At 71.8% G+C, this 24,134-nt stretch carries 27 protein-coding genes, 1 tRNA gene and 2 pseudogenes; 6 read left to right on the top strand and 24 right to left on the bottom strand.

Annotation, left to right across the window (positions count from 1 at the left end):
- The first annotated feature begins 5 nt into the window (after positions 1 to 5).
- Positions 6 to 545 carry a hypothetical protein gene (locus GKE82_RS15145; protein WP_154733861.1) on the top strand — a complete coding sequence of 180 codons (540 nt, stop codon included), beginning with the start codon at positions 6 to 8 and terminating at the stop codon, positions 543 to 545.
- Here GKE82_RS15145 and GKE82_RS15140 read toward each other — a convergent pair.
- Positions 542 to 871: a hypothetical protein gene (locus GKE82_RS15140; RefSeq protein WP_154733860.1), complete on the bottom strand. Its 330-nt coding sequence runs from the start codon at positions 869 to 871 to the stop codon at positions 542 to 544. The two genes, GKE82_RS15145 and GKE82_RS15140, sit on opposite strands and share 4 nt — an antisense overlap.
- A gap of 478 nt (positions 872 to 1,349) precedes the next feature.
- Here GKE82_RS15140 and GKE82_RS15135 point away from each other — a divergent pair, with 478 nt between their 5' ends.
- Complete coding sequence (locus tag GKE82_RS15135; RefSeq protein WP_154733859.1) at positions 1,350 to 1,880, top strand: hypothetical protein; 531 nt, start codon at positions 1,350 to 1,352, stop codon at positions 1,878 to 1,880.
- 177 nt (positions 1,881 to 2,057) lie between these two features.
- On the opposite strand, the gene GKE82_RS27165 is transcribed toward GKE82_RS15135, so the two are convergent.
- A complete protein-coding gene (locus GKE82_RS27165) occupies positions 2,058 to 2,408 on the bottom strand; it encodes a MarR family transcriptional regulator (protein WP_196189249.1) in 351 nt (116 codons plus the stop codon).
- 97 nt (positions 2,409 to 2,505) lie between these two features.
- On the opposite strand from GKE82_RS27165, the gene GKE82_RS15125 reads away from it, so the two are divergent.
- Complete coding sequence (locus GKE82_RS15125) at positions 2,506 to 4,137, top strand: transposase (RefSeq protein WP_196189248.1); 1,632 nt, start codon at positions 2,506 to 2,508, stop codon at positions 4,135 to 4,137.
- A 177-nt stretch (positions 4,138 to 4,314) separates the two neighbouring features.
- Here GKE82_RS15125 and GKE82_RS15120 read toward each other — a convergent pair.
- The 4 genes from GKE82_RS15120 to GKE82_RS15105 form a co-directional block, all read right to left on the bottom strand.
- Positions 4,315 to 4,387 (bottom strand) — tRNA-Lys (locus GKE82_RS15120).
- A gap of 56 nt (positions 4,388 to 4,443) precedes the next feature.
- Complete coding sequence (locus GKE82_RS15115; RefSeq protein WP_154733856.1) at positions 4,444 to 5,124, bottom strand: hypothetical protein; 681 nt, start codon at positions 5,122 to 5,124, stop codon at positions 4,444 to 4,446.
- Positions 5,125 to 5,162: 38 nt separating this feature from the next.
- On the bottom strand, positions 5,163 to 6,287 hold the full coding sequence (gene tatC, locus GKE82_RS15110; protein ID WP_107567731.1) for a twin-arginine translocase subunit TatC: 1,125 nt from the start codon (positions 6,285 to 6,287) through the stop codon (positions 5,163 to 5,165).
- A 38-nt stretch (positions 6,288 to 6,325) separates the two neighbouring features.
- Positions 6,326 to 6,559, bottom strand: a complete 234-nt coding sequence (locus GKE82_RS15105) for a twin-arginine translocase TatA/TatE family subunit (RefSeq protein ID WP_154733855.1) — start codon at positions 6,557 to 6,559, stop codon at positions 6,326 to 6,328.
- Between the two features lie 132 nt (positions 6,560 to 6,691).
- On the opposite strand from GKE82_RS15105, the gene GKE82_RS15100 reads away from it, so the two are divergent.
- On the top strand, positions 6,692 to 7,129 hold the full coding sequence (locus tag GKE82_RS15100) for a hypothetical protein (RefSeq protein ID WP_107567727.1): 438 nt from the start codon (positions 6,692 to 6,694) through the stop codon (positions 7,127 to 7,129).
- A 4-nt stretch (positions 7,130 to 7,133) separates the two neighbouring features.
- Here GKE82_RS15100 and GKE82_RS27160 read toward each other — a convergent pair whose 3' ends face one another.
- From GKE82_RS27160 to hemB, 10 genes and pseudogenes are all read right to left on the bottom strand, one after another.
- Positions 7,134 to 8,129, bottom strand: a complete 996-nt coding sequence (locus tag GKE82_RS27160; RefSeq protein ID WP_309233623.1) for a polyprenyl synthetase family protein — start codon at positions 8,127 to 8,129, stop codon at positions 7,134 to 7,136.
- Positions 8,126 to 8,617 (bottom strand): class I SAM-dependent methyltransferase, encoded by a 492-nt coding sequence (locus GKE82_RS27155; RefSeq protein WP_309233622.1) that lies wholly within the window; start codon positions 8,615 to 8,617, stop codon positions 8,126 to 8,128. The genes GKE82_RS27160 and GKE82_RS27155 overlap by 4 nt, the downstream gene beginning before the upstream one ends.
- Before the next feature lie 4 nt (positions 8,618 to 8,621).
- Positions 8,622 to 8,855 (bottom strand): annotated as a pseudogene (locus GKE82_RS31480) (class I SAM-dependent methyltransferase); the annotation flags it as partial.
- A gap of 31 nt (positions 8,856 to 8,886) precedes the next feature.
- Positions 8,887 to 9,639: a c-type cytochrome gene (locus GKE82_RS15090; protein ID WP_107567721.1), complete on the bottom strand. Its 753-nt coding sequence runs from the start codon at positions 9,637 to 9,639 to the stop codon at positions 8,887 to 8,889.
- Positions 9,636 to 10,256: a cytochrome b N-terminal domain-containing protein gene (locus GKE82_RS15085; RefSeq protein WP_309233621.1), complete on the bottom strand. Its 621-nt coding sequence runs from the start codon at positions 10,254 to 10,256 to the stop codon at positions 9,636 to 9,638. The genes GKE82_RS15090 and GKE82_RS15085 overlap by 4 nt, the downstream gene beginning before the upstream one ends.
- Positions 10,257 to 10,267: 11 nt before the next feature.
- Entirely contained in the window at positions 10,268 to 11,119 is an 852-nt protein-coding gene (locus tag GKE82_RS30845) for a Rieske 2Fe-2S domain-containing protein (RefSeq protein ID WP_309233620.1), read from the bottom strand.
- Between the two features lie 115 nt (positions 11,120 to 11,234).
- Positions 11,235 to 11,771, bottom strand: a complete 537-nt coding sequence (locus GKE82_RS15075) for a hypothetical protein (protein ID WP_107567717.1) — start codon at positions 11,769 to 11,771, stop codon at positions 11,235 to 11,237.
- Positions 11,768 to 13,051, bottom strand: a complete 1,284-nt coding sequence (hemL, locus tag GKE82_RS15070) for a glutamate-1-semialdehyde 2,1-aminomutase (protein ID WP_107567715.1) — start codon at positions 13,049 to 13,051, stop codon at positions 11,768 to 11,770. The genes GKE82_RS15075 and hemL overlap by 4 nt, the downstream gene beginning before the upstream one ends.
- Before the next feature lie 44 nt (positions 13,052 to 13,095).
- A complete protein-coding gene (locus tag GKE82_RS15065; RefSeq protein WP_107567713.1) occupies positions 13,096 to 14,214 on the bottom strand; it encodes an Lrp/AsnC family transcriptional regulator in 1,119 nt (372 codons plus the stop codon).
- On the bottom strand, positions 14,202 to 15,143 hold the full coding sequence (hemB, locus tag GKE82_RS15060) for a porphobilinogen synthase (protein ID WP_154735185.1): 942 nt from the start codon (positions 15,141 to 15,143) through the stop codon (positions 14,202 to 14,204). The genes GKE82_RS15065 and hemB overlap by 13 nt, the downstream gene beginning before the upstream one ends.
- A gap of 109 nt (positions 15,144 to 15,252) precedes the next feature.
- Between hemB and GKE82_RS15055 the strand changes: the two genes are divergently transcribed.
- Complete coding sequence (locus tag GKE82_RS15055; protein WP_154733853.1) at positions 15,253 to 15,753, top strand: DUF2231 domain-containing protein; 501 nt, start codon at positions 15,253 to 15,255, stop codon at positions 15,751 to 15,753.
- Here GKE82_RS15055 and GKE82_RS15050 read toward each other — a convergent pair.
- The 5 genes and pseudogenes from GKE82_RS15050 to GKE82_RS15030 all read right to left on the bottom strand — a co-directional run bounded on the left by GKE82_RS15050 (position 15,750) and on the right by GKE82_RS15030 (position 19,869).
- Positions 15,750 to 16,337 (bottom strand): TetR/AcrR family transcriptional regulator, encoded by a 588-nt coding sequence (locus GKE82_RS15050; RefSeq protein WP_196189246.1) that lies wholly within the window; start codon positions 16,335 to 16,337, stop codon positions 15,750 to 15,752. The two genes, GKE82_RS15055 and GKE82_RS15050, sit on opposite strands and share 4 nt — an antisense overlap.
- Positions 16,334 to 17,129 (bottom strand): annotated as a pseudogene (locus tag GKE82_RS31475) (MBL fold metallo-hydrolase). The gene GKE82_RS15050 and the pseudogene GKE82_RS31475 overlap by 4 nt, the downstream one beginning before the upstream one ends.
- A gap of 32 nt (positions 17,130 to 17,161) precedes the next feature.
- Positions 17,162 to 17,755: a GNAT family N-acetyltransferase gene (locus GKE82_RS27145; protein WP_196189245.1), complete on the bottom strand. Its 594-nt coding sequence runs from the start codon at positions 17,753 to 17,755 to the stop codon at positions 17,162 to 17,164.
- 20 nt (positions 17,756 to 17,775) lie between these two features.
- Positions 17,776 to 19,131: an ABC transporter permease gene (locus GKE82_RS15035; protein WP_154733850.1), complete on the bottom strand. Its 1,356-nt coding sequence runs from the start codon at positions 19,129 to 19,131 to the stop codon at positions 17,776 to 17,778.
- A gap of 9 nt (positions 19,132 to 19,140) precedes the next feature.
- The gene (locus tag GKE82_RS15030; protein WP_107567698.1) at positions 19,141 to 19,869 is read right to left on the bottom strand and encodes an ABC transporter ATP-binding protein; all 729 of its coding nucleotides are present in this window, start codon (positions 19,867 to 19,869) and stop codon (positions 19,141 to 19,143) included.
- A 16-nt stretch (positions 19,870 to 19,885) separates the two neighbouring features.
- Between GKE82_RS15030 and GKE82_RS15025 the strand changes: the two genes are divergently transcribed.
- Positions 19,886 to 20,686, top strand: coding sequence for a TIGR00282 family metallophosphoesterase (locus GKE82_RS15025; protein WP_309233618.1), 801 nt, complete (start codon positions 19,886 to 19,888; stop codon positions 20,684 to 20,686).
- On the opposite strand, the gene GKE82_RS15020 is transcribed toward GKE82_RS15025, so the two are convergent.
- The 3 genes from GKE82_RS15020 to GKE82_RS15010 are packed head-to-tail and all read right to left on the bottom strand — an operon-like array spanning position 20,595 to position 24,102.
- Positions 20,595 to 21,821: a glycosyltransferase 87 family protein gene (locus GKE82_RS15020; protein ID WP_154733849.1), complete on the bottom strand. Its 1,227-nt coding sequence runs from the start codon at positions 21,819 to 21,821 to the stop codon at positions 20,595 to 20,597. The two genes, GKE82_RS15025 and GKE82_RS15020, sit on opposite strands and share 92 nt — an antisense overlap.
- Positions 21,818 to 23,638 carry a glycosyltransferase 87 family protein gene (locus tag GKE82_RS15015; RefSeq protein ID WP_154733848.1) on the bottom strand — a complete coding sequence of 607 codons (1,821 nt, stop codon included), beginning with the start codon at positions 23,636 to 23,638 and terminating at the stop codon, positions 21,818 to 21,820. Before GKE82_RS15015 ends, GKE82_RS15020 begins: the two co-directional genes overlap by 4 nt.
- Positions 23,635 to 24,102, bottom strand: coding sequence for a GtrA family protein (locus GKE82_RS15010; RefSeq protein ID WP_154733847.1), 468 nt, complete (start codon positions 24,100 to 24,102; stop codon positions 23,635 to 23,637). Before GKE82_RS15010 ends, GKE82_RS15015 begins: the two co-directional genes overlap by 4 nt.
- Positions 24,103 to 24,134: the final 32 nt, after the last annotated feature.

Raw genomic sequence — 24,134 nt, 5'->3', positions numbered from 1 at the left:
GCCAGGTGAGCAGTCAGCCCCGACCCGACGACCACCTCTACTACGAGGACCGCACGACCCACCTGCGCCAAGGGGACCTCTTCACAGGGGTCCCCTTGGGTCTGCAGCTACCGGCCGAGGTCTTCAACCACGGCAACCGCAAGTTCGTCTCCGGACCGTTCGAGGTCGGATTCGCCATGTTGATCACTCCATCGTGCTCAATGGCAGCTCAGGGCGAGCCCGGCCGCTACGCGCACCCATTTCGCACCGTGGTCCCCGTCTGGCCGCTCGAAGACCTGGTCGTCCAGGGCGCGATCAAGGAAGCCTCCCTGGGTCAACTGCGCAAGTACGACCACCTGGCGAACTATCTGTATCTGCCGGCGATCGCTTCAGCGCAGATGCCGGAGAGCCTGGCGCTGCTGTACGCCCCGACGACCCTTGACCATGGCTACCTCGAGAAGCAACGCATCGCTCAACTCTCGGTGACCGCCGCCGTGCACCTCAAGCGGCAGCTCGCCCGCCACTACGGGGGCAGCCTGTTCAAGCACGAAGCCTTTGCCGACTAGGCAGCCGCCTGGCCCTCATCGACGTCCCGGAGCACTCGGTACGGCGTACCGTCGATCCACCAAACTGGCTCTCCCTCGTACTCGCCGGCCCACCCTTCGGCGCCGGTGACGAGGCGACAGCGCATCGGGGGAACTCGGTCGTCAGCGAGAACAGGCATCCCGAAGATCTCATCCCACGCGAGAAGAGCGTGGTTCGCGGGGTTCAGGAGCACAAGGTAAGGCGTGTCCAGTCCTTGCTGCGCGTGGACATCGAGCGCCTCGACGACCGAGCAGAGCAGAGCACCTTCGATGTACAGCGCGTCGTCTTCGGTGGTCCCCTCGAGCACCGGGACATTGTGACACCTGCCGCGACGGAACTCCCGCGGCCGTAGATGGCGCCGCCTCTTGGCGTGGTCGCCTCCCGGTCTGGCTGCGTGTTGATGCGGTTGCGGGCTGGTGCGAGACGTTGGTGTGGCGCGGTGGAAAGTGAATGGGTCAGGCGCGCGTCGCTGATCTAGCGGGAGCTTCGAGCGCCGGCAGCTTCTGACCCATGACGATCCGACAGATTGTCCGAACCCTGGGACCGTCCCGCCTGGCCCACCCACCCCCAACTGGCCCTACGAGTTCAAAGCTTTTGAGGCGGCGGTCGGACCACGAGCCATGCCGCTGTGCACCCTGGGTGGGTTACGTCCTGGGTGTCGGGTACGGTGCGCCACCACCCACCCAAGGACGTTGGCCTTCTTGTCTGGTACATCCCCCGAGCTCAAAGCCCTCATCGACGTCGCACGCTCCAGCGTGGCCGCGGCCGTCGAGGACCCAGACCGCATGCGCCGCGAGCTCGACCGGCGGGCTGCCGGGCTGGCCGCCCGCCAGGAGAGAGCGCAGGAGGCGATGATCGACGCCCAGGACGCGCTCCGCGATGCAGAGGCGGCCTTCGCCCATGCCAAAGAAGAGCTCCGCGAGGTCACCGTCGAGCTCGGGCAGATCCAGTTTCTGACAAGCACGCTGGCGGGCCTTCGCGACCGTTCTGATGACACTGCCGGCGAGCCCCGTCCGTCTGAGCCTGTCGCTGGCGCCGGGACCCTGCACGTCCCTTCTGCCGCCCGGACGCCGCCGGTCCTGTCCTCGTCTGAGGACCCGACCGGGATCAAGCGCGCCGTGCTCGAGATCTTGTACGCCAGCAAGACGCCCATGGCGCCACGCGAAGTCGCGCGCGCACTGCAGTCTCGCGGCATCGACAGGACTGACCCGATCAAGGCCGGCAAGCTGTTGACACGGATGATGAAGGCAGGCCGCGTCGAGCGGAGCCCGGACGGTGGCTACGGGCCACCGAAGTTCTCCCGAGAGGCGCAGTAGAACAGCGAACCCACGAAGTCGGCCCCCGAGCGTTGGAGCGCTCGGGGGCCGGAGCCCCATGGCGAACGTTGCAAGAACACCCGAGGCGCGGCTGAACGTAGCAGGGATCCTTGACGGATCCAGCTACGTCGTCGCCGCGCAGAGCGCGCGATGGCGCTGGCTGCCGTCCGAGATCCCCTAGGCGACGTCCTCCGCCAGGCGCCGCTTCGCTGCGCGCGCGTAGTCCTTCGCCACCGCGCGACCGCGCGCGGTGGCCAGGACCGGACGCTCGCGCCCGCCGGCGGTCTCTGCGTCGGCGATGAGCTCTCCTGCTCGGAGATCGCGCACGCAGTGGACCACGCTGGTGCGGTCGATCGCGAGCGTGTCGACGAGATCGGTGGCGGTGACAGGCCCGCGGCGGACGACGGCCAGGAGCACTTGCATCGTCAGGGCCGACGGCTGTCCTGCGGCGGTACGCGGGAACGCGGTCCGAGCCTTTCTGGCGATCTCGAGGAGCTCGTCGATCGCATCATCTTCCCGCTGCGTCATGACGCACCGCACGAAACGTTGCACCCATGTGTGGCAATTACACACATACTCTCGCCGGCCCTTCCCCGGCGCCTCCCCCGACCAAGAGGAACCCACAGTGACCAGCATCAATCGCAACCACGGCCCCAAGCGCGGCCCCGGCCGCGACAACAGGCCTGCCCGGCAGGAGGAGTTTCGCCACCTCATCGAACTCGAGGTCATCGGCGAGCTCATCGCCGCGGGCGAGCACAAGACGGCCGCGGAGATCAGCGAGCTCGTCTGGGCCAGGGTCCGCCGGTACACCGACCTCAGCCCGAAGATCGTCCGCGCCCTGCACCAGGTGGCGCAGACCTCGCAGGCCCCGGCCCGGCTCGGCCTGGACCCGAACATCGAGGTCGCGGCCGTCATGCGACTGCCTGTGATCCGCTGGCTCTCGCAGCACATGCAGCGCACGAAGACCGGCCGGCCCGCCGATCGCTCGCTCTGGGTTGCGGCGCTCCTGCTGATGGCCAGCGGCCGCATCAAGCCCCGCACCTGCGAGGTGATCCCGTACCTCCGCGGCAACCCGAAGGCGTCGTGGGTCATGGAGTACCCGGCCGAGACCAGCCTCAAGTCCCTCTACGACGGGCTCTCCGCGATGTGTCGCCGCGTCGACGTGGACATCGCCAACGACGTCCTCGTCGAGATGCTCCGTGAGGTCGCCGACATCCGCGACCGCGACGGAGGCCCGGTCCATCCCACCGCCGGCGTCTACGCCCTGGTCGACGGAAGCGCGCTTCCCGGCAACTTCTTGCAGACCAACCCGGTTGACGAGCACGTCAAGAAGCTCCGCACCCGGGGCATGGCCGACAACGCCAGCTTCTTGCGGTACGTCTACGAGGACGGGTCGACCTCGAAGAAGTGGATGGGTTACAAGCTCGTGCGCCTGGTCTGCCTCGCCACCGGCATGACGATCGAGCAGGCGCTGCTCCCCGCCAGCATCAGCGAGGGCGCCGCGGCCGTCCTGCTCGTCGAGCAGCACTTCCGCCGCTGGCCCGATAGCCCTCTGGAGTACCTCGTCGGCGACGCTGACTACGACCGGGACTCGCGCGTCGCGGAGATGCTCGTCTCCTGCTTTTCGGTGATGCCCGTCTTCCAGGCCCGCCGCGACCGTAGCCTCGGCGTCCCGAGCTGCGCGCACGGCCACATGAACCTGCGCAATCGCGAGAAGTGGCCCACGCGGGAAGCCCGCCGCCGGCAGGGCCTGGAGCGCGGTGTCCCGATGGACATCAAGGACACCCGCATGCGCTGGAGGTGCCCCCGCGACATCTGCGAGCCGACCGACACCTACTTCTGGCAGGACGTCCGCGCCAACACGTACCTGCCTTACGCCGGTGACAGCAACGCGGCCGCGCTCCGCGTCGCGCTCATGCTCCGCCGCAACCTCGTCGAGAGCACCTTCTCCAACCTCAAGAACTCGCTCGCCAGCCAGCAGGGCAACGACAAGTTCAAGAGCCACGATGAGGCCAAGCTCGAGTGGCTCGTGGCCTGGGCCACCATCGCCCACTCCGGCAAGCGCCTCATCCACGAGCTCGGCCTCTACGAGCCCACCCACCGCGCGGCGCAGCAGCTCGACCTCCACCGGATCGCCACGCGCGACGCCCCCGGATTCCCGATCGACCAGACCCTCGTCAAGAAGATCACCGACGACCTGCGCGAGACCTTCGGCGGCGCCCGCGCCCCCCGCCACATCGCCTCCGACGACAGCTAGCGGCGACGCGCCCAGATCCACCCCGAGTTTCGGGAAAATCGGCGGGTCCCAGCGGGGCAAAGCTCGCAATCTCGGACCCCTAGTTTCGTGACAACAACGAAGAAGGCCCGGAATCCCAGTGTTCATCGGGGATCCGGGCCTCAAGAGTTTCCGGAGGAGTTTCCGGACCTACCTGAGTGCCCCCGCTAGGAATCGAACCTAGAACCTTCGGATTAAGAGTCCGCTGCTCTGCCAGTTGAGCTACAAGGGCGTGGGACGAAGTGTAGCCAGAACGCCGCGCGCAGGCCGCGCGGCGCCCGATCGGGACTACTCGGCCGCGGCGCCCGCGCCCTGCGCGGCGGCCTGGGCGGCCTGCGTCTTGGCCGACTGGAGCTGGGCCTTGATCTGCTCGCGGTCCTCGGGCTTGGCGAGCTCCTCGGCCTTGCCGGCGGCGAGATCGCCCTTGCGGGTCTGGCCCGCGGCGTACGCGTAGGTGGCGAGCTGGACGAACAGCTGCGGGGTGGGCTCGCGGGCGTCGACGACGATCTCCATCGCCTGCACGGCCTTCGGCAGCTTGTTCAGCCCGATGAACGCCTGGACCATGAGGTTCGCGACGCGGTCGTCGGGCTTCTTCGGGTCGAGCGCGAGGTACTTGTCCCAGGCGATCTCGCTGCGGCGCAGCTCCTTGAGCCCGCCATCGGTGAACGCGCCGGTGGACTGGTTGAAGTTCTCGCCGGTGCCGGCCTGCTGGAAGCGGAGCTTGGCGAGGTTCGCCCAGGTGGGCGCGTCCTGCGGGTTGGCCGCCAGCTTCTTCTCGGCCGCGTCGATGCGCTCGGAGTAGATGTCCTCGACCGCGGTGCCGTCACCGCGGATGGCGTCGGCGAGACCGCCCTGCACGTCACCGCCGATGCCGAAGAAGACGAGGCCGCCGCCCATGAGCAGGGCGAGCGACAGGTAGATGGCCTGGACGGTGCGTCGCCGGCCACGGCCGCGGAGATCGAACAGCATGGTGCCCCTAGGGTAGAGCGTGCGCCGTCATCGGCGCGTCACGGCGTCGCGGGACGGTCGTCCTCCGGGTCGTCCGCCCGCGCGCCCATCTCGGCGAGGTCGTCCTCGTCGAGGAAGTCCTCGTCGATCTCGAAGTCGAGGTTCGGCTCGGGCAGGTCCTCGTCGTCCTCGTCGTCGTCGCCCCACTCGTCCCGCCACTGCTGCAGGACGCTCTCCTGCGGGCGACCGCGGTTGAAGAGGACCGCCAGCCAGATGCTCGCCTCGTACAGGACGAGCAGCGGCGCCATCGAGATGAGCATCGTCACCGGGTCGGTGCCCGGCAGGAGCATCGCGACGACGGCGATGATCAGCAGCGAGTAGCGACGGTTCTTGCGCAGCTGCAGCGGCGTGACGATGCCGACCCGCGTCGCGGCGAGGATCGCCACCGGCAGCTGGAAGAGCAGGCCCAGTCCGGCCAGGGCCAGCACCGCGAACTTGTAGTAGTCGTTGGCCTGGACGAGGACGTTGAAGGCGTCGCTGTTGAAGTTCTGCAGGAACTGGGTCGCCGGTGGGAGCACGACGAAGTAGCCGAAGACCACGCCCGTGATGAACAGCACCGGGACCATCGACATCAGCGGGAGCGCGACCCGTCGTTCCTCGGGACTGAACGCGGGCAGCACGAACGCGTACAACTGGTAGAGCAGCAGCGGCATCGCGAACAGCAACGCGAAGTACAACGCCACCGTCAGGGTCGTCATGAAGGGCTCGCCGACGCGCAGCGTCACCGGTTGGTTGCCCTTCGTGATCGGCATGTCCGCGATCGCCGCGGTCGCCGCCTTCGTCGTCTCCTGGAGCTTCTGGCGCGCGGCGGCGCTCAGCTCGAGGTCCGGGTCGGCCAGCGCGGCGGCGACGGCCGCGTTCTGGGCGCCGATCGCCCGGACGGCGAGCTGCGTCTTCTGGAGCTGGCCGGGGAGGCCGCGGCCCTTCTCCAGCGACGTCGCCGTGGCGCGCTCGAGCGGCTCGTTGAGGATGTTCAGCAGCGCGCCGTTCTGCCACGCGCACACCATGAAGGAGACGAGCAGGACCGACGCGCAGACGATCAGGCGGGACCGGAGCTCGTCGAGGTGCTCGACGAGACTCAGCCGGTCGTCGTGCCCGACGGGGCGACGAAGCGTGGACGCCATGCGCGGTGTGCGGTGACCCGGGGGACCGACGGCCGGGGCTAGGAGCCCGAGACCTTCGCGTCCTCGCGGGCGGGCTCGGCGGGCGTCGCCTCGGCGGCGGTGAGCTCGGCGCGATCGCGGTCGTCGTTCTTGCCGTCCCCGGTGATCGAGTCCTTGAACTCGCGCATCCCGGTTCCGAGGCTGCGGCCGAGGCCGGGGAGCTTCTTCGGTCCGAAGATCACCAGCACGATCACCAGCACGATGGCCAGCTCGAGGGGTCCGATGTTGGGCATGGGAGTCGCTTCCGTTCCGGTGGGGGTCGCTTGAAGCGTAGCGCCGGCGCGTCATCGCGCCGCAGGCGGGAACTACCCCTCAAGTCTCTGGGTGACGCCGCCGATGAAGTGGGCGTCAACAGGGATTGCGAAATGGCACGAGACACGGATCATCACCACTACGTTCGCAAGGTCGTCCTGCCCTCCGGGAAGACGATCGAGGTCGTCTACTTCGAGGACCAGGTCGTGCACTCCGACGCGGTCGCGGGCTCGCCCTCGACGCGCACGGTCGAGCAGCAGGACGAGCTGCACGTCTGCGGCTCCTGCCGCAGCGAGCTGGTCTACCCGACCGCGTGGTCGGAGGCCGGACCGCGCCACTGGGAGGTCTCCCTGCGCTGCCCCAACTGCGAGTGGCAGGGCACCGGCGTCTTCGAGCAGGAGCTGGTCGAGCGCTTCGACGACGAGCTCGACCGTGGCACCCAGCAGGTCGTCGACGACCTGCGCCGTCTCCTGCACGCCAACATGGAGGCGGAGATCGAGCGGTTCGTGCGCGCCCTGCACGGCGGGCACATCCAGCCCGAGGACTTCTAGGCGCTCACGCGTAGCGCGCGACCACACCGGTCGCGACGAGGTCCAGCGCCCGGCGCTGGGCCTCCGGCAGGTCCGCCGGGATGTCCCGACGCGCACCGGCCACCAGCTCCAGCGCCTGCTCGCGCGCCGCGTCGAGTGCGCCGGTCGCGGCGATCGCGTCGCAGACCTCCTCGGCCTGCTGCGGGGTCGTGATCGTTCGCGGGTCGAGCGCCGCGAGCTGCGGGTCGCGTTCACGCGCCACGATGAAGGGGAGCGTGACCGTGCCGTCCAGCAGGTCGGTACCCCGATGCTTGCCCGTCCGCTCCACCGGGCCGGAGACATCGAGGACGTCGTCGAGCAGCTGGAACGCCAGGCCGATGCGCCGGCCGAACGAGCCGAGCACGGTCGGATCGGCGTCCGGGCGGCCGGACTCCATCACCCCGAGGGCGCAGGCGGCCTCGAACAGCCGCGCGGTCTTCAGCTCGCAGCGCAGGAGGTAGCGGTCCAGGGACACCGTGGCGTCCCACGCGTCGGCGCGCTGCAGCAGCTCGCCACGGGCCAGACCCGAGCCCGCGTCGCTCAGGGCGCGGATCTCGTCGGGGCGCCCGGTCTGCACGAGCAGCGAGAACGCGCGCGCGAACAGCTGATCACCGGCGCACGTCGCCATCGCGCGTCCCGCGGACGCGTACACCGTCGGGGCGCCGCGACGCATCGGCGCGTCGTCGAGGACGTCGTCGTGCACGAGCGTGGCGCTGTGGACGAGCTCGACCGCGGCGGCCGCCCGGACCAGCGACGCGGTGTCCCGCCCGGGCTCGGGCGCGCCCGCCGCGACGAGCACGAGCAGGGGGCGCAGGCGCTTGCCGCCCGCAGCGATCGTCGCCGCGCCGTACGGGGCGAGCTGCGGTGCGGTGCCGGCGGCGATCTCGCCGAGCAGTTCCTCCACCGCGCCCATCAGCGGCGCGACGTGCGGCCCCGCCGCCTGGGCGATCGGTGCCGCCTCGGCCGCGAGCGTGGCGCTCACGCGGGCTTCTGACCGACGTGGATCGCGATGATCCCGCCGGCGGTGAGCACGTACTTCACCGGGTCCAGGCCGGCGGCGTGGAGCTTGCCCGCGAGGGTGTGCGCGTCGGGGAACCGCTTGACGCTGTTGGGGAGGTACTCGTAGGCCTCCGGATCGCCGGAGATCTTCCCGAGCACCGGGACGGCCCGGTCGAACCACAGGGAGAAGAAGGTCGAGAGCGGCGGCTTCGTCGGGTTCGTCATCTCGAGGACGACGACGCGGCCCCCGGGCTTGACGACGCGGGTCATCTCGCGCAGGCCCTGGTCGAGGTCGCTGAAGTTGCGGGCGCCGAAGCCGACGGTCGCCGCGGCGAAGCTGTCGGACTCGTACGGGAGCTCCAGCGCGTTGCCGAGCTCCCAGGCGATGCCCTGCGGGCGCTTGCGCCGCGCGAGGTCGAGCATGCCCGGCGAGAAGTCCGAGCCCACGACGGCTCCCCTGCGGGCCGACACGGCCCGCGAGCTCGATCGCGAGGTCGCCGGTGCCGGTCGCCACGTCCAGGACGCGGTCACCGGGTCCGACCGCGGCGAGGTCGGCCGCCCGGGTGCGCCACTTGTGGTGCAGCCCGGCGGTCATCACCGAGTTCAGGAGGTCGTAGTACCGCGCGACGCGATCGAACATCGCGCGGACCTGCGTCTCCTCCAGCCGGCCGGCCTTGTAGCCGGTCGGCTGGTTGGCAGTCGTGCTCATGGGGTCCCCCGGGACCGCGTCGGCGGTCGGGCTACTCGTCCTTCTTGAGCTGGCCGAGGAACATGACCATGTTGCGGAACTTCTCCGGCTCCTTCTCCTGCAGCGAGCGGAAGGAGGGCATCGGCGACGTCGGGTTGACGAGCGTCTGCGCGATCGCCTGGGCCGGGAGCCGGTCGGCGATGTCGGTCAGCTCGGGCCCGGGGCCGTCGTTGCCGTTCTCGGCGATCTTGTGGCAGGCCAGGCAGCCGGACTGCGCGACGACGAGCTTGCCCGCCTCGTACTGCTCGACCATGGCGCCGCCCTGCGCGCTGATGCGCTCAGGCGTCTCCATCTCGATCCGGGTCGGCGCGCCCGCCTCGGCACCGAGGTAGGTCAGCAGGCCCATCGCGCAGATGGTGAAGATGCCGGCCGTCGTGGCGATCGGGCGCTTCTCCGGCCGACGCTCCGGGCTGCGGTCGTAGAACGGCAGCAGGAACAGCAGGATCATGCAGATCGTCGGCACGCCGATCGTCGCGAGCGGCACGAGCTCCGGCGGCTTGATGACCTTGAGCAGCTCGAAGAGGAAGAAGAAGTACCACTCCGGGCGGGGCGTGTAGGTCGTCGTGGTCGGGTCAGCCTTGGGGCCGAGCTCGGCGCCGAGGATGAGCGACATGAGGATGATCGCCAGCATGACCACGCAGGCCATGAGGGCGTCCTTCGCGACGGCGTAGGGGAAGAACGGCTTCCCCTGCGCCTTGAGGACGGAGTACTCGCGAAGGTACTGCTCCTTCTCCTGCTTGTTCACGCCTGCTCCTCGTCCTTCTTCGTGTACTTCTCCGCCGAGACCCACGGCGGGGCGGTGGTGCCGAGCTTGGCCACCAGGTACAGGTGGAAGCCGATCAGCGCGCCCAGGAGGCCCGGCACGAGCAACATGTGGATCGCGTAGAACCGCGACAGGGTCGTGGCGCCGAACTCGGGGCCGCCACGGAGGAAGTCCGACAGGAACGGACCGACGAGCGGGCCCGTGCCGTTGATGTTCACGCCGACGATCGTGGCCCAGTAGGAGCGCTGGTCGAACGGCAGCAGGTAGCCGGTGAACGACATCGTCATCGTCAGGATGAGCAGGACGACGCCGATGACCCAGTTCAGCTCGCGCGGGTACTTGTACGCGCCGAAGAAGAACGTCCTCGCCATGTGGAGGAAGATCAGGATCACCATCACCGACGAGCCCCACTTGTGCATGCCGTGCACGAACTCGCCGAGGAAGACCTCGTCGTTGACGTAGCGCATCGACTCGTACGCGCCGGAGGCGGCGTCGGGCCGGTAGTACATCGCGAGGAAGACGCCCGTGACCGCCTGGCTCAGGAAGGCGAACATCGTCGCCGAGCCCAGCGTGTAGAACCAGTTGGTGCCCTTGGGCACCTTGCGGAACATCATCCAGCGGGCGGCGCCGGAGAGGCTGGTCCGCTCGTCGACCCAGTCGACCGCGGAGATGCCGGCCTCCTTGGCGAGGTCGACCGGGCCCTGCTTGGGCTGGCCGGGCCGCTTCGGGAGCGGGACGACCTTGTCCGGGATGGGCGGGAGGGGGAGCTTGAGCTTGGGCATGCGTTCTTACTCGTCGAGCTTGCGGATCGATGGACGCGACGGGTACAGGTACTGCCCCACGCCGTCGAGCGGCTCGCCCGGGTCGCGGGGGAGAAGCGGTCGAGCTCGTCGTTCACGGAGAACCGCGGACCGACCTCGACACGACCGGCCTGCGTGATCCGCGTGTAGAAGCGGTCAAGCGGCCGCACCGGCGGGCCGCCGTCGACGGCGCCGGTGAAGTCGTAGACGCCGCCGTGGCACGGGCAGATGAAGCGCTCGGCGGCGGAGACGTAGCGGACGGGACAGCCGAGGTGCATGCAGCGCGTCGACAGCGCGATGACCTGGTTGTACTGGTCCTCCGGCTCCTTGTCGATCGACGCGTTGCGCTTGCGCAGGTAGACCGTGGACTTGCCGGCCTGGCCGACGCCGGTCACGAGCGTGATCGTCTTCGGGATGTAGGAGTCGTCCGGGAGCTCGTCCAGCGCGATGACGTCCTGCCACGGCTGCTCGTGCTCGTCGAAGATGGGGCCGACCGCGAAGCCCAGGGCGGGCAGCAGGAACGCGGACGCCGCGACACCGCCGGCCACGTGGGCCGTTCCGGTCATGAAGCGACGACGGGTGACCGTCTCGCCTTCGAAGGCGCCCGGGATCCCCCGGTCGAGCGTGGAGTTGGACTTCGTCTTCCTGCGGTCTTCGGACACTGCGTTCTCCTCAGCGCGCCTCTGCGCGTCGGGGGTCGGTCTCGGATGAGCCCGGGAACCTTATCGCTCGGTAAACGATAGGGGTCCGCTCGTCCCACCCGCGCAGCTTTCCGCTTCAGCGCGCCAGATCCTGCGGAAGCTGGCGCGCCGCGGCGCGGAGGGCGCCTGCGGCGGACGGAGAAACCGTTCGGGCCCGATCCTTTGCGGCGCGCAGGGCGTCCGAGGAGCCGTGCGCGAGGGCCGCCACCCCGGCCTCCCAGACCGCGTCCGCCAGCTCCTCCTCGCCCGCCGCGTGCGCGCCCGCGCAGAGGGCGATCACGTCGGTCAGCTCGCCGACCGCGTCGACGAGCCCGAGCTCCGCCAGGCGGGCCAGGCCCAGGGCGTAGAGCCGGTCACCCGCCAGGAGCGCGAGATCGAGGTCGTCGGTGGCGACGATCCGCGCCTGCGCGGGCCGATGGTGCAGCAGGTAGCCCTCGCGGACCGCCTCGACGACGAACGCGAGGTCCTCGCCGTGCGGCCCGGCGCCGGCGGCCGCCGCATCCCCCAGCGGCGCGCCCGCGCCCGGATCGGGGTCCACGACCGCGGCGGCGAGCAGGTCCCGGTCCGCGCGCGCCGCCTCGGCGAGGCGCACGAGCGTCGGGTGACCGCTCACAGGACCTCCGCGAACGCGGCCGCCGCCGCCTCGAGCGTGCGGTCCAGGTGCTCCGGCGTGTGCGCCAGCGACGGGAACCACGCCTCGAACTGGGACGGCGGCGGGTAGATGCCCCGCGCCAGCAGCTCGCGGCACCACGCCGCGTGCGCGGCCAGGTCGCACGCCTTCGCGCTCTCGTAGTCCGTCACGGGCTCCTCGGAGAAGAAGACGGTCACGAGGCCGCAGGTCGACTGGACCTGCACCGGCCGGTCGCCCGCCGCCTCGCGCAGGCCCGCCGCCAGGCGGTCGGTCGTCGAGCGCAGCTTCAGGTAGGCGCCGTCGTCGAGCATCCGCAGCGTCTGCAGGCCGGCGGCGACCGCCAGGGGGTTCCCGCTGAGCGTGCCCGCCTGGTAGACGTCGCCCGCCGGGGCGATCCGCTGCAGCAGCTCGCGCGAGCCGCCGTAGGCCGCGGCGGGCAGCCCGCCGCCGATGACCTTGCCCATCACCGTGATGTCCGGGAGGACGCCGGTCAGCTCCTGGGCACCGCCGCGGGCGACGCGGAAGCCGCTGATCACCTCGTCGAACACCAGCAGCGCGCCGTTCTGGGTGGCGCGGTCGCGCAGCAGCTCGAGGAAGCCCTCGTGCGGCGGCGTCAGGCCCATGTTCGCCGGATAGGGCTCCGCGAGGACCGCCGCGAACTCGTGCTCCTCGGTCGCGCGGACCACGGCCTCGCCGTCGTTCCACGGGACGATGATCGTCTGCGCGGTCGCGCCCTGCGGCACGCCGGGGCTCGCCGGCAGGCCCGCGGTCGCCAGGCCGCTGCCCGCCTCGGCCAGCAGCCCGTCGAGGTGCCCGTGGTAGGCACCCGCGAACTTCAGCAGCTTCTCGCGACCGGTCGCCGCGCGCGCCAGGCGGATCGCGCTCATCGCCGCCTCGGTGCCCGAGGAGGTCATCCGCAGCATCTCCACCGACGGGACGCGGCGGCCCACCTCCTCGGCGAGGTCGACCTCCCCCACCGTCGGGGCGCCGAACGTCGTGCCCTTCACCGCCGCGGCCTGCACGGCCGCGAGGATCTCGGGGTGGGCGTGGCCGTGGATCAGCGGGCCCCACGAGCAGACGTAGTCGACGAAGCGGTTGCCGTCGACGTCGACGAGCTCGGCGCCCTCGGCGCGGTCGACGAACAGCGGCGTGCGGTCGATCGACCGCATCGCCCGGACCGGGGAGTTCACACCCCCCGGCAGGTACTGCAGTGCGCGCGCGTAGTGATCGACGCTCTTGGTGTCACGGAGGGAGATCGCCATCGCCGTCCACCGTAGACGACCCGCGGGCCCGTGGTCAGCCCGCGTCAGACACCGGCGTGCTCGCGCTCCCAGGTGCGGAAGTCGTCGGTGAAGTAGAGGAGCCGGATCTTCTTGAACTCCGTCGAGGAGTAGAGCGTCGCCCGCTCGGTGATCCCGGTCTTCTCCGCGATCGTGTCGAGCACCGCGTCGCACTCCTCCTTGGAGCGGCCGTGCGCCATCGTGAAGACGGAGTAGGGCCAGTCCTCGTAGGTCGGGCGCTGGTAGCAGTGGCTGATCCCGCGGAACGCGGCCATCGCCGGGCCGATCTCCATGATCTTGTCGTCCGGGACCTTCCAGACGCCCATCCCGTTGGCGGAGAAGCCGGCGCGACGGTGGTAGAGGATCGCGGCGACGCGCCGCAGGATGCCCCGCTCCTGCATGCCGGCGAGGTGGTCGAGCAGCTGCGTCTGCGTCATGCCCAGCCGCGCCGCGGCCTGCGCGTACGGCTCGCTGACGACCGGCAGGTCGCCCTGCGTCTCGCGGATGACCGCGCGGTCGAGGTCGTCGTAGGGGACCTTGTCGAGCTCGACCGGGTCCTCCGCGACGCCCTGCTTGGACAGGGAGTCCGTGTCGCCGCTCATCTCGAGGTCCATGCGGATCTTGAAGAGCTTCAGCGTCGGCAGCTGCCGGATCGACTCGGCGCCCGTGAGCTCCTGCAGCACGTCGAGCGTGCCCTGCAGGCCGAGCTTGGAGTCCTCCTCCACCGCCAGCGTGAACCACATGTTGAACTCGTGGTTGCGCAGGTAGTTGTGGCTGACCCCGGGGTGCGAGTTGATGATCTTCGCGGGCCGCCAGGTGTGCTCCGGATCGACCTTCGCGGCGACGAGCATCGAGCCGTAGCCGAGCGCGCGCGTGTCGTAGATCGGGGTGACCTGGCGGATGATCCGGTCCTTCAGCAGCCGCTCGATCGTCGCCAGCAGCTCGGCCTCCGAGCAGCCGGCCTTCTCCGCGACGCGCGCGTACGGGTGCGTGTCGAGCGGGAACTGGCCCTGCATCAGGTCGAGGATCCGGCGGTCCAGCTCGCTGAGCGGGACGGCGGCGCCGTCCTTGCGCTCGCGGATCTTCAGCTTGGACGTGTCGTCGGAGATGCCGTCCGGCGACTCGGTGGGGGTCACGTCAGCCATGTCGCTGCGTCCTTCGCGTGGTAGGTGATGACGACGTCGGCGCCCGCGCGGCGGATCGACGTCAGCGTCTCGAGCACGACGGCGCGCTCGTCGATGTGCCCGGCGGCCGCAGCCGCCTTGACCATCGCATACTCGCCGCTCACGTTGTACGCGGCGACGGGCATCCTGGTCGCCTCCTTGACGCGCCAGATCAGGTCCAGGTACGGCAGCGCCGGCTTGACGAGGAGCATGTCGGCGCCCTCCTGCACGTCCTGGAGCGCCTCGCGCACCCCCTCGTCCCCGTTGGCGGGATCGAGCTGGTAGCTGCGCCGGTCGCCGAAGGCGGGGGTCGAGTCCGCCGCCTCGCGGAACGGCCCGTAGTAGGCGCTCGCGTACTTCGTGCAGTAGCTGAGGACCGGTGTCGTGGGGTGGCCGGCGGCGTCGAGGCCCGCCCGGATCGCGCCGACGCGCCCGTCCATCATGTCGCTCGGCGCGACGACGTCGGCACCCGCCTGTGCGTGCGAGACCGCGGTCGCGACGAGCAGCTCCAGCGACGCGTCGTTGTCGACGGTGCCGTCCTCCTGCACGTGCCCGCAGTGCCCGTGGTCGGTGTACTCGCACAGGCACACGTCGGTGATGACGAGCAGGTCGGGGTGCGCCGCCTTGATCGCGCGGGTGGCTCGCTGCACGATCCCGTCGGGCGCGTAGGCCTGGGTGCCCTGCGGGTCCTTGTGGTCCGGGATCCCGAACAGGAGCACGCCGCCGAGGCCCAGGCGGACCGCCTCCCCGCACTCGTCGACGGCGTCCTGGACGCCCAGGCGGTCCACGCCCGGCATCGCGCCGATCGGCGCGCGACCGTCCTGCTCGTGGAGGAACAGGGGCAGGACGAGATCACCCGGGGCGAGCGTCGTCTCGCGCACGAGCGAGCGCAGCGCGGGGGTCGCGCGCATCCGGCGGGGGCGGTGCTGCGGGAACGGCACGGTGCTCCGAGCGTAGCGCGCGGCCGGGGGCGGACCGATCTTTGCCCTCCGCTAACCCGGCCCGCCGTACGGTGGCCCGATGGAGATCGACAAGCTCTTCGGGCTGCCCGCGCATCCGCTCCTGGTGCACGCGCCGCTCGTCTTCACCCCCGTCCTGCTGCTGTGCGTCGTCCTGCTCGTCCTGAAGCCCGGACTGCGTGAGCGGTGGGGCCTGCCGCTCGTCGGCTTCGCGATCGTGCTCGCCGGGCTGTGCATCCTCGCCGCGGGCAGCGGCGAGAAGCTCGAGCGCCGCGTGGTCGAGACCGCCCTGGTCGAGGAGCACACCGAGCTGGGCGAGCAGTTCCGCAACATCGCGATCGCGCTCGCGGCGCTGACCGCCGCCTGGATCGGCGCGCTGCGCTACGGCGCCGGGCGCGCCTGGCTGCAGCGCCTGGCCACCCCGCTGGCGGCGCTCGTGCTGCTCGGCGCGGTGACCGCCACCGTCTGGGACGTGCGCACCGGGCACGCCGGCGCCAAGGCGGTCTGGAAGGAGGTCGGCGACCAGCCGGCCCCCGTCGGCGGCGAGGGCGACGGGGACTAGCTCGCCGCCGCCGGGTCCGGGAGGTCGTGCAGCAGCGCGGCCTCCAGGTCGCGGACGTGCGCCCGCAGTGCGCGCGGGGAGTCGAAGAGATCCGGCACCTGCGTGCGCAGCTGCGCGAGGCCGAGGTAGGCGCCGTAGGTGGCGGCGGCCCGGTGACGGGCGCGCGCCGGCGGCAGGCCGAGCTGGCGGAAGGTCCGCTCGAGCATCCCGATCCGGACCTCGGCCGCGCGGGCGAGCGCCTGCGCGACGTCGGGGTCGTCGACCGCCGCGAGCAGCCGCACGATCACGGTCGGCCGCAGGTCGACGTAGGCGAGGTGCAGCAGGCGGTGCAGCCGCTCGCGCGGATCGGGGATCGCGTCGAACTCGACCTGCTGGGCGCGGACGAAGCGGTCCTCCCAGGCGGCGAGCATCGCGCGCAGCAGGGCCGGCCGGTCGGCGAAGTGGTGGTAGAAGCTGCCCTTGGTGACGCCCAGGCGCCGCGCGAGCGGCTCGACCGCGACGGCGGCGAGGCCGCCCTCCTCCACGGCGGCGAGGGCGGCGTCGATCCAGTCCTGGGGGTCCTTGCTCGGGCGACGGGCGCTCACACGGCGATCGTCGCAGGCGTCCCGTGCGCGAGCCACGTGGGCGCCGGCACGTCGCTCGCCGCGCCGAACGTCCGCTCGATCGCCGGGCGGCCCTGGCGGAAGTGCTTCCAGCCCTCGTAGTGGATCGGGACGACCGTGCGGGGGCGCAGCAGCCGCGTCATCTCCAGGCCCTCGGCCGCGTTCATCGTGTAGCGCAGCGGCCCGGAGAGCCACGGGAACGTCACGCCGCCGAGGTGCAGGACCGCGGTGCCGACGTCCAGCCGCGAGGGGACCTCGCGCACGCCGTCGTAGAGGACGGTGTCGCCGCTGATCCACAGGACCCCGTGCTCCTGACCCTCCCAGCGCAGCGCGAAGCCGATGACGTGGCCGACGATCGGCTTGCTGCCGGGCGGTCCGTGGCGGCACGGGGTGGCGGTGACCTCGATCGGGACCTTCCCGGGCGCCTCGAGCGTCGTGGTCTGCCAGGGGGACCAGGCCGACGGTCGAGCCGCCGAGCCGCCCGGCCCCGGGGACGGTCGTGATGACGGTCCCCGCCCCGGGCAGGAGCTTGCGGCCCTCGCCGTCGAGGTTGTCCTCGTGGTGGTCGTGGCTGACCAGCACGGCGTCGAGCGGCCCGATGTCGGCGGCGGCGACCGCGGGCGCCGCGAGCTTGCGCGAGTAGGTGCCCCAGCCGAAGAAGTAGCGCCCGCCGGAGGGGTCGAACGTGGGGTCGGTGAGGATGCGCCAGCCGCCGACCTCGATGAGGAGGGTCGGGCCGCCGACGTGGGTGAGGGTGATCTCGGACGCCGTCATGGCGTGACCATACGGCACCGTATGGTCACGGATCAAGACTGCTGCGCCCGCCACTCCTCCAGCGTCATCGCGAAGATCACGTGGTCCTCCCAGCGCCCGTTGATCTCCAGGTAGCCGAGCGCGACGCCCTCCTGCCGCAGTCCGCACTTGCCGACCACCCGCAGCGACCGCTCGTTGTGCGGCATCACCGCCGCCTGGACGCGGTGCAGCCCCAGCTCCTCGAAGCAGAACCGCAGCACCAGCCGGACCGCCTCGGTCGCGTGGCCGCGGCTGCCCGAGCCCTCGTCGACCCAGTAGCCGATCGTCGCGTTGCGCCACGAGCCCAGGACGACGTTCGCCACCGCGATCCGGCCGATCAGCCGGTCGACCTCACCGGTCGTGTCGAGGATCGCGAAGCCGTAGCCCTGCCCGGTCGTCCACGCCTCCCGGTCCAGGCGCAGCTCGCGCGACTGGCCCTCCGCCGTGTAGAAGCGCGCGTCGCGCGTCGACTCGTACGGCTCCAGGAACGCGCGGTTGGCCTGGCGCAGCGCGAGCAGGTCGTCGAGGTCGCGCGCCGCGAACGGGCGGATCGCGGTGCGCTCGCCGTCGAGGCGCAGGCGGGGACTGATCGGGCGGTTGAACGGCACGGGACCGGCAGCCTGCCACCTCAGGCGAAGCGGCGCAGCGCGACGCGCGCGATGACCGCGTAGGCGACCGTCAGCGCGGCCAGGTGCGCGAGCGCCCCGCCCAGGCCGTCGGCGGCGTTGACCGCGCCGTCCACCGCCGCGAGCGCGGGCTTGAACGGGAACAGAGCGCTGACGACGCGGATGACGTCGAACAGCCCGTCGCTCACCGCGCCGCTGGGCACGAGCGCCAGGAACGCGATCGGCAGCGACAGCAGGAAAGCCAGCAGCGACGCGGCCCGGACCTCGCGCGCCAGCGCCCCGAGCGCGACGCCCATCGCCCCGAAGGCCAGGCCGCCGAGCACGAGCGCGGTCGGCCACAGCCAGGCGCGCGCGAGGTCCAGCGACACGAAGACGGCCAGGCCGCCGAGCATCACCAGCGTCACCACCACCGAGCACAGCGCGCTCAGCGCCACCTTCTCCGCGACCAGCGTCGCCGGCGACACCAGGCCGCGGACGAGCCGGCCGAAGGCGTGCTCCTCCCGCTCCAGCGCGAGCATCCCGCTCGCCAGCAGCACGGTCACGAACATCAGCGAGATCGTCACCGCGATCGCGATCGCGAAGCGGTCCAGGGGCGTGCTGGCCCCGTCGAGCGTGGTCTGCTTGACCTTGATCGGCTCGCCGATCGCGCCGAGGATCTCGTCGGAGAAGTCGAGGTTGTCGATCGCCAGGCCGGCGAAGCGGATCACCTGGTCGAGCGCCGGGCGGCCCGGGTCGTCGCGCGGCAGGCCGGCGCGGACGCCCTCGAGCACCTGCTTGGTGCGCTGGAGACCGAGGACGTCGAAGCCCTGGCCGAGGATCCGGAAGCTGCCGCCGCGCAGCAGGATGTCGAGGTAGCCGCCGCTGATCTTCGTCAGCTCGTCGCTGAGCGCCTTGTTCGCGTCCGCGAGCCGGGCCTTGATCGTCGACTCGACGTACTCGGCCTTGACCGGGTCCTCCTGGTTGTAGATCACCTCGAGCGTCGGGAGATCCGGGGAGCCCGACAGCGACAGCGCCTTGCGGAGCTTCTCGGTCGCGTCCGGCGGCACGATCAGCGCGGCGAGCACCTCGCCGTCGCGGACCATCTTCACCGCCTCCGCGCGGGTCTTCACCCGGATCGGATCGACCGAGGTGAAGAGCTCGTCGGCGTAGCTGGCCGCGTCCAGCGTCTCGCCGCCCAGCGAGAACTGCGACTCCCCGGCGGGCACGTTGTTGACGAACGCGATCGTCGGCTTGTCCGGCCCCTTGGAGAGCGCGAGCCCGATCAGCACGCTGATGATCACCGGGTAGGCGACCAGCAGCACCACCAGCAGCGGCGAGCGCCGCAGGATCTGCAGGTCCTTGACGAGGAGCCAGCGCACGGCGGTCGCTCAGTGCCCCCGCTCGCGCAGGAACCGCACGAAGGCCGCCTCGAAGTCCCGCTCGCCGCCGCCGACCTGCTCGACCAGCGCGCCGGGGGAGCCCGAGAACAGGAGCTCGCCGTCGGCCAGCACGAGGATCGTGTCGGCGAACCGCTCCGCCTCCTGCACGTTGTGCGTCGAGAACACGACCGCGGTCGGGTGCTGCGGATCGCGCGCGAGGCCGGTGATGAACTCCCACAGCCGCTCGCGCTGCCGCGGGTCCAGCGACGAGGACGGCTCGTCCAGCAGCAGCACGGGCGGGTCGGCGAGCAGGCCGATCGCGATGTTCACGCGCTGCTGGTTGCCGCCGCTCAGGCGGCCGAGCTCCTCCTCGGCCCGGTCGGCCAGACCGGTCTGCTCGAGCATCCGCGCGACGACCGCGTCGGGATCGCCGACGCGCTCCAGCCGCGCGAACAGCCGCAGGTTCTCCCGCACCGAGAGCTTGCGGTACACGGCGGGCTGCTGGGGCACCCAGCCGACCTCGGCGGGCGGGCGGCTGATCGACCCGGCGGTCGGGGCGCGCAGGCCGCCGACGATCGACAGCAGCGTCGTCTTGCCCGCCCCGTTGGGCCCGATGATCGCGACGACCTCGCCGGGCGCGGCGGCGAACGACACGCCCCGGACCGCCTCCCGGTCCCCGTACGTCATGACGATCCCGTCGGCGGCGATGGCGGGGGTGGCGGCGGAGGCGGGCACCATCGGAGAGACTACGGGGGTGACCGACGCCACGATCCTGTTCGTCGGGGACGTCGTCGGGGCGCTCGGCCGCCGCACGCTCCTCGGCCTCCTCCCCACGCTGCGCGAGCGCTACGCGCCGACGTTCGTGGTCGTCAACGCGGAGAACGTCGCGGGCGGCCTGGGCATCACGCCCAAGATCGCCGACCAGCTGCTCGCGGCCGGCGTCGACGTGATCACGCTCGGCAACCACACCTACCACCACCGCGAGGTCTTCCCCTACCTCGAGCGGGCCGAGCGCGTGATCCGCCCCGCGAACTTCCTGCGGCGCCAGCCCGGCAAGGGGTCCTGCGTCGTCGAGCGCGACGGCCTGCGGCTCGGGGTGCTGAACCTCCAGGGCAACGTGTTCCTGCAGACCGGGCGGCACGCGTTCAGCGAGGCCGAGACCGAGGTCGCCCGCCTGGAGCAGGAGTGCGACCACGTGCTCGTCGACTTCCACGCCGAGGCGACGAGCGAGAAGGTCGCGATGGGCTGGTACCTGGACGGGCGCGTCACCGCGGTCGTCGGGACGCACACGCACGTGCCGACCGCCGACGCGCGCGTCCTGCCCGGCGGCACCGCGTTCTGCACCGACGTCGGCATGACGGGCCCGCGCGGCGGCGTCATCGGCGTGAAGAAGGAGCAGGCGATCGAGTCGCTCGTGTCGCAGATGCGCGTGCGGTTCGAGACCAGCGACGACGACCCGTGGATCAACGCGGTGGTGGTGCGGGCGTCGCAGCCGCGGCGCGCGGACGCGATCGAGCAGGTGCTGCTGCCGTGGACGCCGCCGCTGGGCGGCTGAGCGCCCGGACCGCCAGGACGGTCGCGGCGAGCAGCAGCGCGTTGCGGGCCGCCACGAGCGCGAACGTCCCGCCGTCCCCGTCGACGAGCGCGAAGTAGTCGCCGGGGAAGTACGCGAGGGTGGCGACCGCCGCGAGGGTCACCAGCACCGCGGGGCCGCGGTCCCCGCGCGTCCAGGCGAGCGCGGCGAGCGGCAGCAGCCAGACGAGGTACTGCGGGGAGAGGACCTTGCCGAGCGCGACGAAGGCCAGCAGCCCCGCGAGCACGGCGCGGTCGACGGTGCCGGGCCGGTCGCGCGCCCGGTGCGTGAGGACCGCCACCGCCAGCAGCGTCGCGGCGAGCGCGACCGCGGACAGCGCGGCGACGAGGTCGGCCGGTCCGCCGTCCAGGCCGTTGCTCTTGAACCGGTCCGGGCGCACCGGGTCGCCGGTCACCGCGGAGTCGCCCAGCGCCCACAGCACGGAGGCGGGCGTCGACTCGATCTGCACCGGCCGCTCGAGGTGGAAGCGGAACTGGTCCAGGAACCCGGGGCCCGCGAACGGCAGGCAGGCCGCGGCCAGCACGAGCGCGAAGGCGACGGCGCCGCGCACGGCGTCGCGGCGACGGCCGACGGCGTCCAGGTGCACGAGCACGAGCGCGGCCGCCACGACCGGGAAGAGCTTGGTCGCCGTGCCGAGGCCGAGCACGGCGAGCCCGGCGGTCGGCCGGTCGCGGGCGACGAGCACGAGCCCGCCGAGCAGCAGCGCCACCGGCACGAGGTCGAACCGGGTCCGCAGCAGCGCCCCGGTGAGCAGCGGCAGGGCGACGAGCAGCCACGCGGCCCGGCGGCCCCCGAGCGCGCCGACGAGCGCCTGCACGACCAGCGCCGCGAGCAGCATCAGCGCCCCGAACCGCCACGCGAACGCGTCCGCCGACGCGCCCCCGATCCCGGGCAGGACGAGCGGCCCGAGCGCCAGGGGCGGGTACTCGAACCCGAGGTCCGCGTACGGGCGCGCCCCGTGAAGGACCGCGTCCGCGTAGGTGCGGTAGACGAACAGGTCGCTGATCGAGTCGTCCGCCAGCGGCCCGACGGTCGTGACGAGCGTAAACGTCACCGCCAGCGCGAGCGCCGGCAGCAGCCGGCCGGCGTGGCTCACGCCGGCGCGACCGACGGGGCGCCGCCCGTGGCGGGGCGCGGGTCGACGACGCCCGGGCCCGCATCGCGCTGCGGGGCGGGGGTCGCGGCCGGCGCGGGCTCGGGGGCGGCGGCGGGCACGAGCTCCCGGCCGAGCCCGGCCAGCAGCACCAGCGGCGCGACCCACACGAGGTAGAGGTAGAACCAGTGCGTCACCCCCAGCTGCAGCGCGAGCACGATCGCGGCGGCACACGCGGCCAGTCCGACCGTGTCGCCGCGGCGGCGCACCAGCGGCAGCAGCAGCGCCAGCCCGACCGCGACGAGCTGCCACGCGCGCTGCAGCCCGCCCAGCTCGTACATCCCCCAGATCGAGAACGGGGACTCGCGATCGGCCTGGAAGCCGAGCGTGCGGTCGACCATCGTGCGCAGCGACTCCCCGCCGAGCAGGATCGGGGCCATCGCCAGCAGCGCGAACGCCCCGAACGCCAGGCCGAACCGCACGACCGGCCGCAGGCGCCGCTCGTGCAGCGCGAACAGGGGGACGAGCGCGAGCGTCGCGAACTTCGACAGGCCGCCCAGGGCCGCCGCCGCGCCGCGCCGCGCCGGCCCTGCCGCGAGCAGGGCGGCCAGCAGCAGCGCGGTGACGAGCGAGTCGTTGGACCCCGAGTTCATCGCGTAGAGGGTGAACGGGTAGGCGGCCCACCCGTAGGCGAGCGCGATCCCCAGTCCCGGTCCGCGGACGCGACGGCCCAGCAGGAACAGCAGCACGAGCGCCGCGAGGTCGAACGCGATCGACGCCGCGTGCGCGGCGGGCAGGTCGTCCCAGCGGCCGCTCCACGGCAGCACCTGCTCGAACGGCACGTACGCCGCGTAGACGACCGGCCCGTAGGTGTCACCGTGCTCGTTGTCCTTCGGGAACGTGCCGTAGAGCGGGTCCCCGTCGACGAGCTTCTGCGCCCCGATCACTCCCGCGTAGCCGACGTCGATGACGTTCGAGGACGTGACGTTCAGCCCGATGCGGAAGCCGACCAGGAAGATCGTCGCGACCGCCAGCCACGTCGCCGGCACCAGCAGCGGCACGTCGCGCCGCCGCGCGGGGTCGGCGTCCTGCGGGTCGGCGGCGCGCGCGGGCCGCAGCCCGATCCACAGCATGCGCAGCAGCAGGTAGACGAGCAGCGGGTACACGAGCGGCACGCTCACGTCGATCTGCGCGTCGTTGAAGTACGCGACCGACACGCCGAACGCGACGAGCACGAGCAGGTCGAGGTGGACCATCCGCCGCCACCGGCGCGGCTGCAGGAACGGCACGACGAACAGGACGGTCAGCGGGATCCACACCCACGGCGAGTTGACCTTGCGGCCGAACGCGCCCGGGTAGCCGCGCGCCATCGTCCATGCCACCTGGTCGCCGGTCCACGCCTCGACCACCCGCGCGGAGCGGTCGTCGATCGTCACCTGCGCGATCTCCTTCGGCGGGTCGCCGCCGCGCGAGGGCAGGTAGTAGCCGACCTGCCAGCGGGTCGGGCCCTTGAGGTACACGCCCGGGTAGGCGTCGCGCTTGCCGCGGAGCTCGGCCCGGACCTTCGGGACCGCCTTGGCGAGGTCGATCGCGCCGTAGCCGTCGAGCCGGTGCCCGGCCGGCTTGCGGTCGAGCACCCCGGGCGGCACGAGCTCGTCCGGCTTCTGCGACGGCGTCGCGACCGCGGGCGCCCCGGAGGCCGGGGCCGTCGCGGTCGTCGTGGTGGCCGAGCCGGCCGAGCCGGCCTGCTGCGCGCCCGCGGCGGGCGCCCCGAGCAGGACCGCGAGGAGCACCGCGACACCGGTCGCGGCGCGCCTCACCGCCGGAAGCTCCAGAGCTTGTTGCCGACGAAGTTGAACGGCGTGGCGACGACGATCGCGACCGCCTGGGCGAGCACCTCGGGCGCGTCGGCGACGACGACCATCAGCTCGAGCACGGCGAGGCTGACGAGGAACGCCCCGACGCTCACGACGAAGAACCGCGCGGCCTGGAAGCCGGCGTGGCCGTCCCGGGCGTCGAAGGTCCAGTGCCGGTTCCAGAAGAAGTTGTTCGCGACCGCGACGAAGAACGCGAGCACCGCGGCGATCCGGTAGTCGATGCCACCGGCGTGCACGGCGGCCGCGAAGACCCCGAGGTTGACGACGTAGCCGCTCGCCCCGACCGCGCCGAAGCGGACGAGCTCCATCCAGTTGGACGGCTGGCGCACCGCAGCCCGCAGCCGACCCGCGCTGGGGAGCTGCGGGACCGGCTCGGTGTGCGCGACCTCGGACCCGGGGGCGGACATCTGCGTTGGAGGGTAGCGGCACGCGGGCGCGC

The organism is Conexibacter sp. W3-3-2 (genome assembly GCF_009707605.1).
GTDB lineage: Bacteria > Actinomycetota > Thermoleophilia > Solirubrobacterales > Solirubrobacteraceae > Paraconexibacter > Paraconexibacter algicola.
This window is presented reverse-complemented; position numbering and strand designations above follow the sequence as displayed.

Excerpts from the sequence above, each read along its gene's own strand:
- GKE82_RS15135 (WP_154733859.1), top strand. The coding sequence starts at position 1,350 with ATGCGCCGCGAGCTCGACCGGCGGGCTGCCGGGCTGGCCGCCCGCCAG.
- GKE82_RS27165 (WP_196189249.1), bottom strand. The coding sequence starts at position 2,408 with ATGACGCAGCGGGAAGATGATGCGATCGACGAGCTCCTCGAGATCGCC.
- GKE82_RS15115 (WP_154733856.1), bottom strand. The coding sequence starts at position 5,124 with ATGCTGTTCGATCTCCGCGGCCGTGGCCGGCGACGCACCGTCCAGGCC.
- tatC (WP_107567731.1), bottom strand. The coding sequence starts at position 6,287 with ATGGCGTCCACGCTTCGTCGCCCCGTCGGGCACGACGACCGGCTGAGT.
- GKE82_RS15105 (WP_154733855.1), bottom strand. The coding sequence starts at position 6,559 with ATGCCCAACATCGGACCCCTCGAGCTGGCCATCGTGCTGGTGATCGTG.
- GKE82_RS15100 (WP_107567727.1), top strand. The coding sequence starts at position 6,692 with ATGGCACGAGACACGGATCATCACCACTACGTTCGCAAGGTCGTCCTG.
- hemL (WP_107567715.1), bottom strand. The coding sequence starts at position 13,051 with ATGGCGATCTCCCTCCGTGACACCAAGAGCGTCGATCACTACGCGCGC.
- GKE82_RS15065 (WP_107567713.1), bottom strand. The coding sequence starts at position 14,214 with ATGGCTGACGTGACCCCCACCGAGTCGCCGGACGGCATCTCCGACGAC.
- hemB (WP_154735185.1), bottom strand. The coding sequence starts at position 15,143 with ATGCGCGCGACCCCCGCGCTGCGCTCGCTCGTGCGCGAGACGACGCTC.
- GKE82_RS15055 (WP_154733853.1), top strand. The coding sequence starts at position 15,253 with ATGGAGATCGACAAGCTCTTCGGGCTGCCCGCGCATCCGCTCCTGGTG.
- GKE82_RS15030 (WP_107567698.1), bottom strand. The coding sequence starts at position 19,869 with ATGGTGCCCGCCTCCGCCGCCACCCCCGCCATCGCCGCCGACGGGATC.
- GKE82_RS15010 (WP_154733847.1), bottom strand. The coding sequence starts at position 24,102 with ATGTCCGCCCCCGGGTCCGAGGTCGCGCACACCGAGCCGGTCCCGCAG.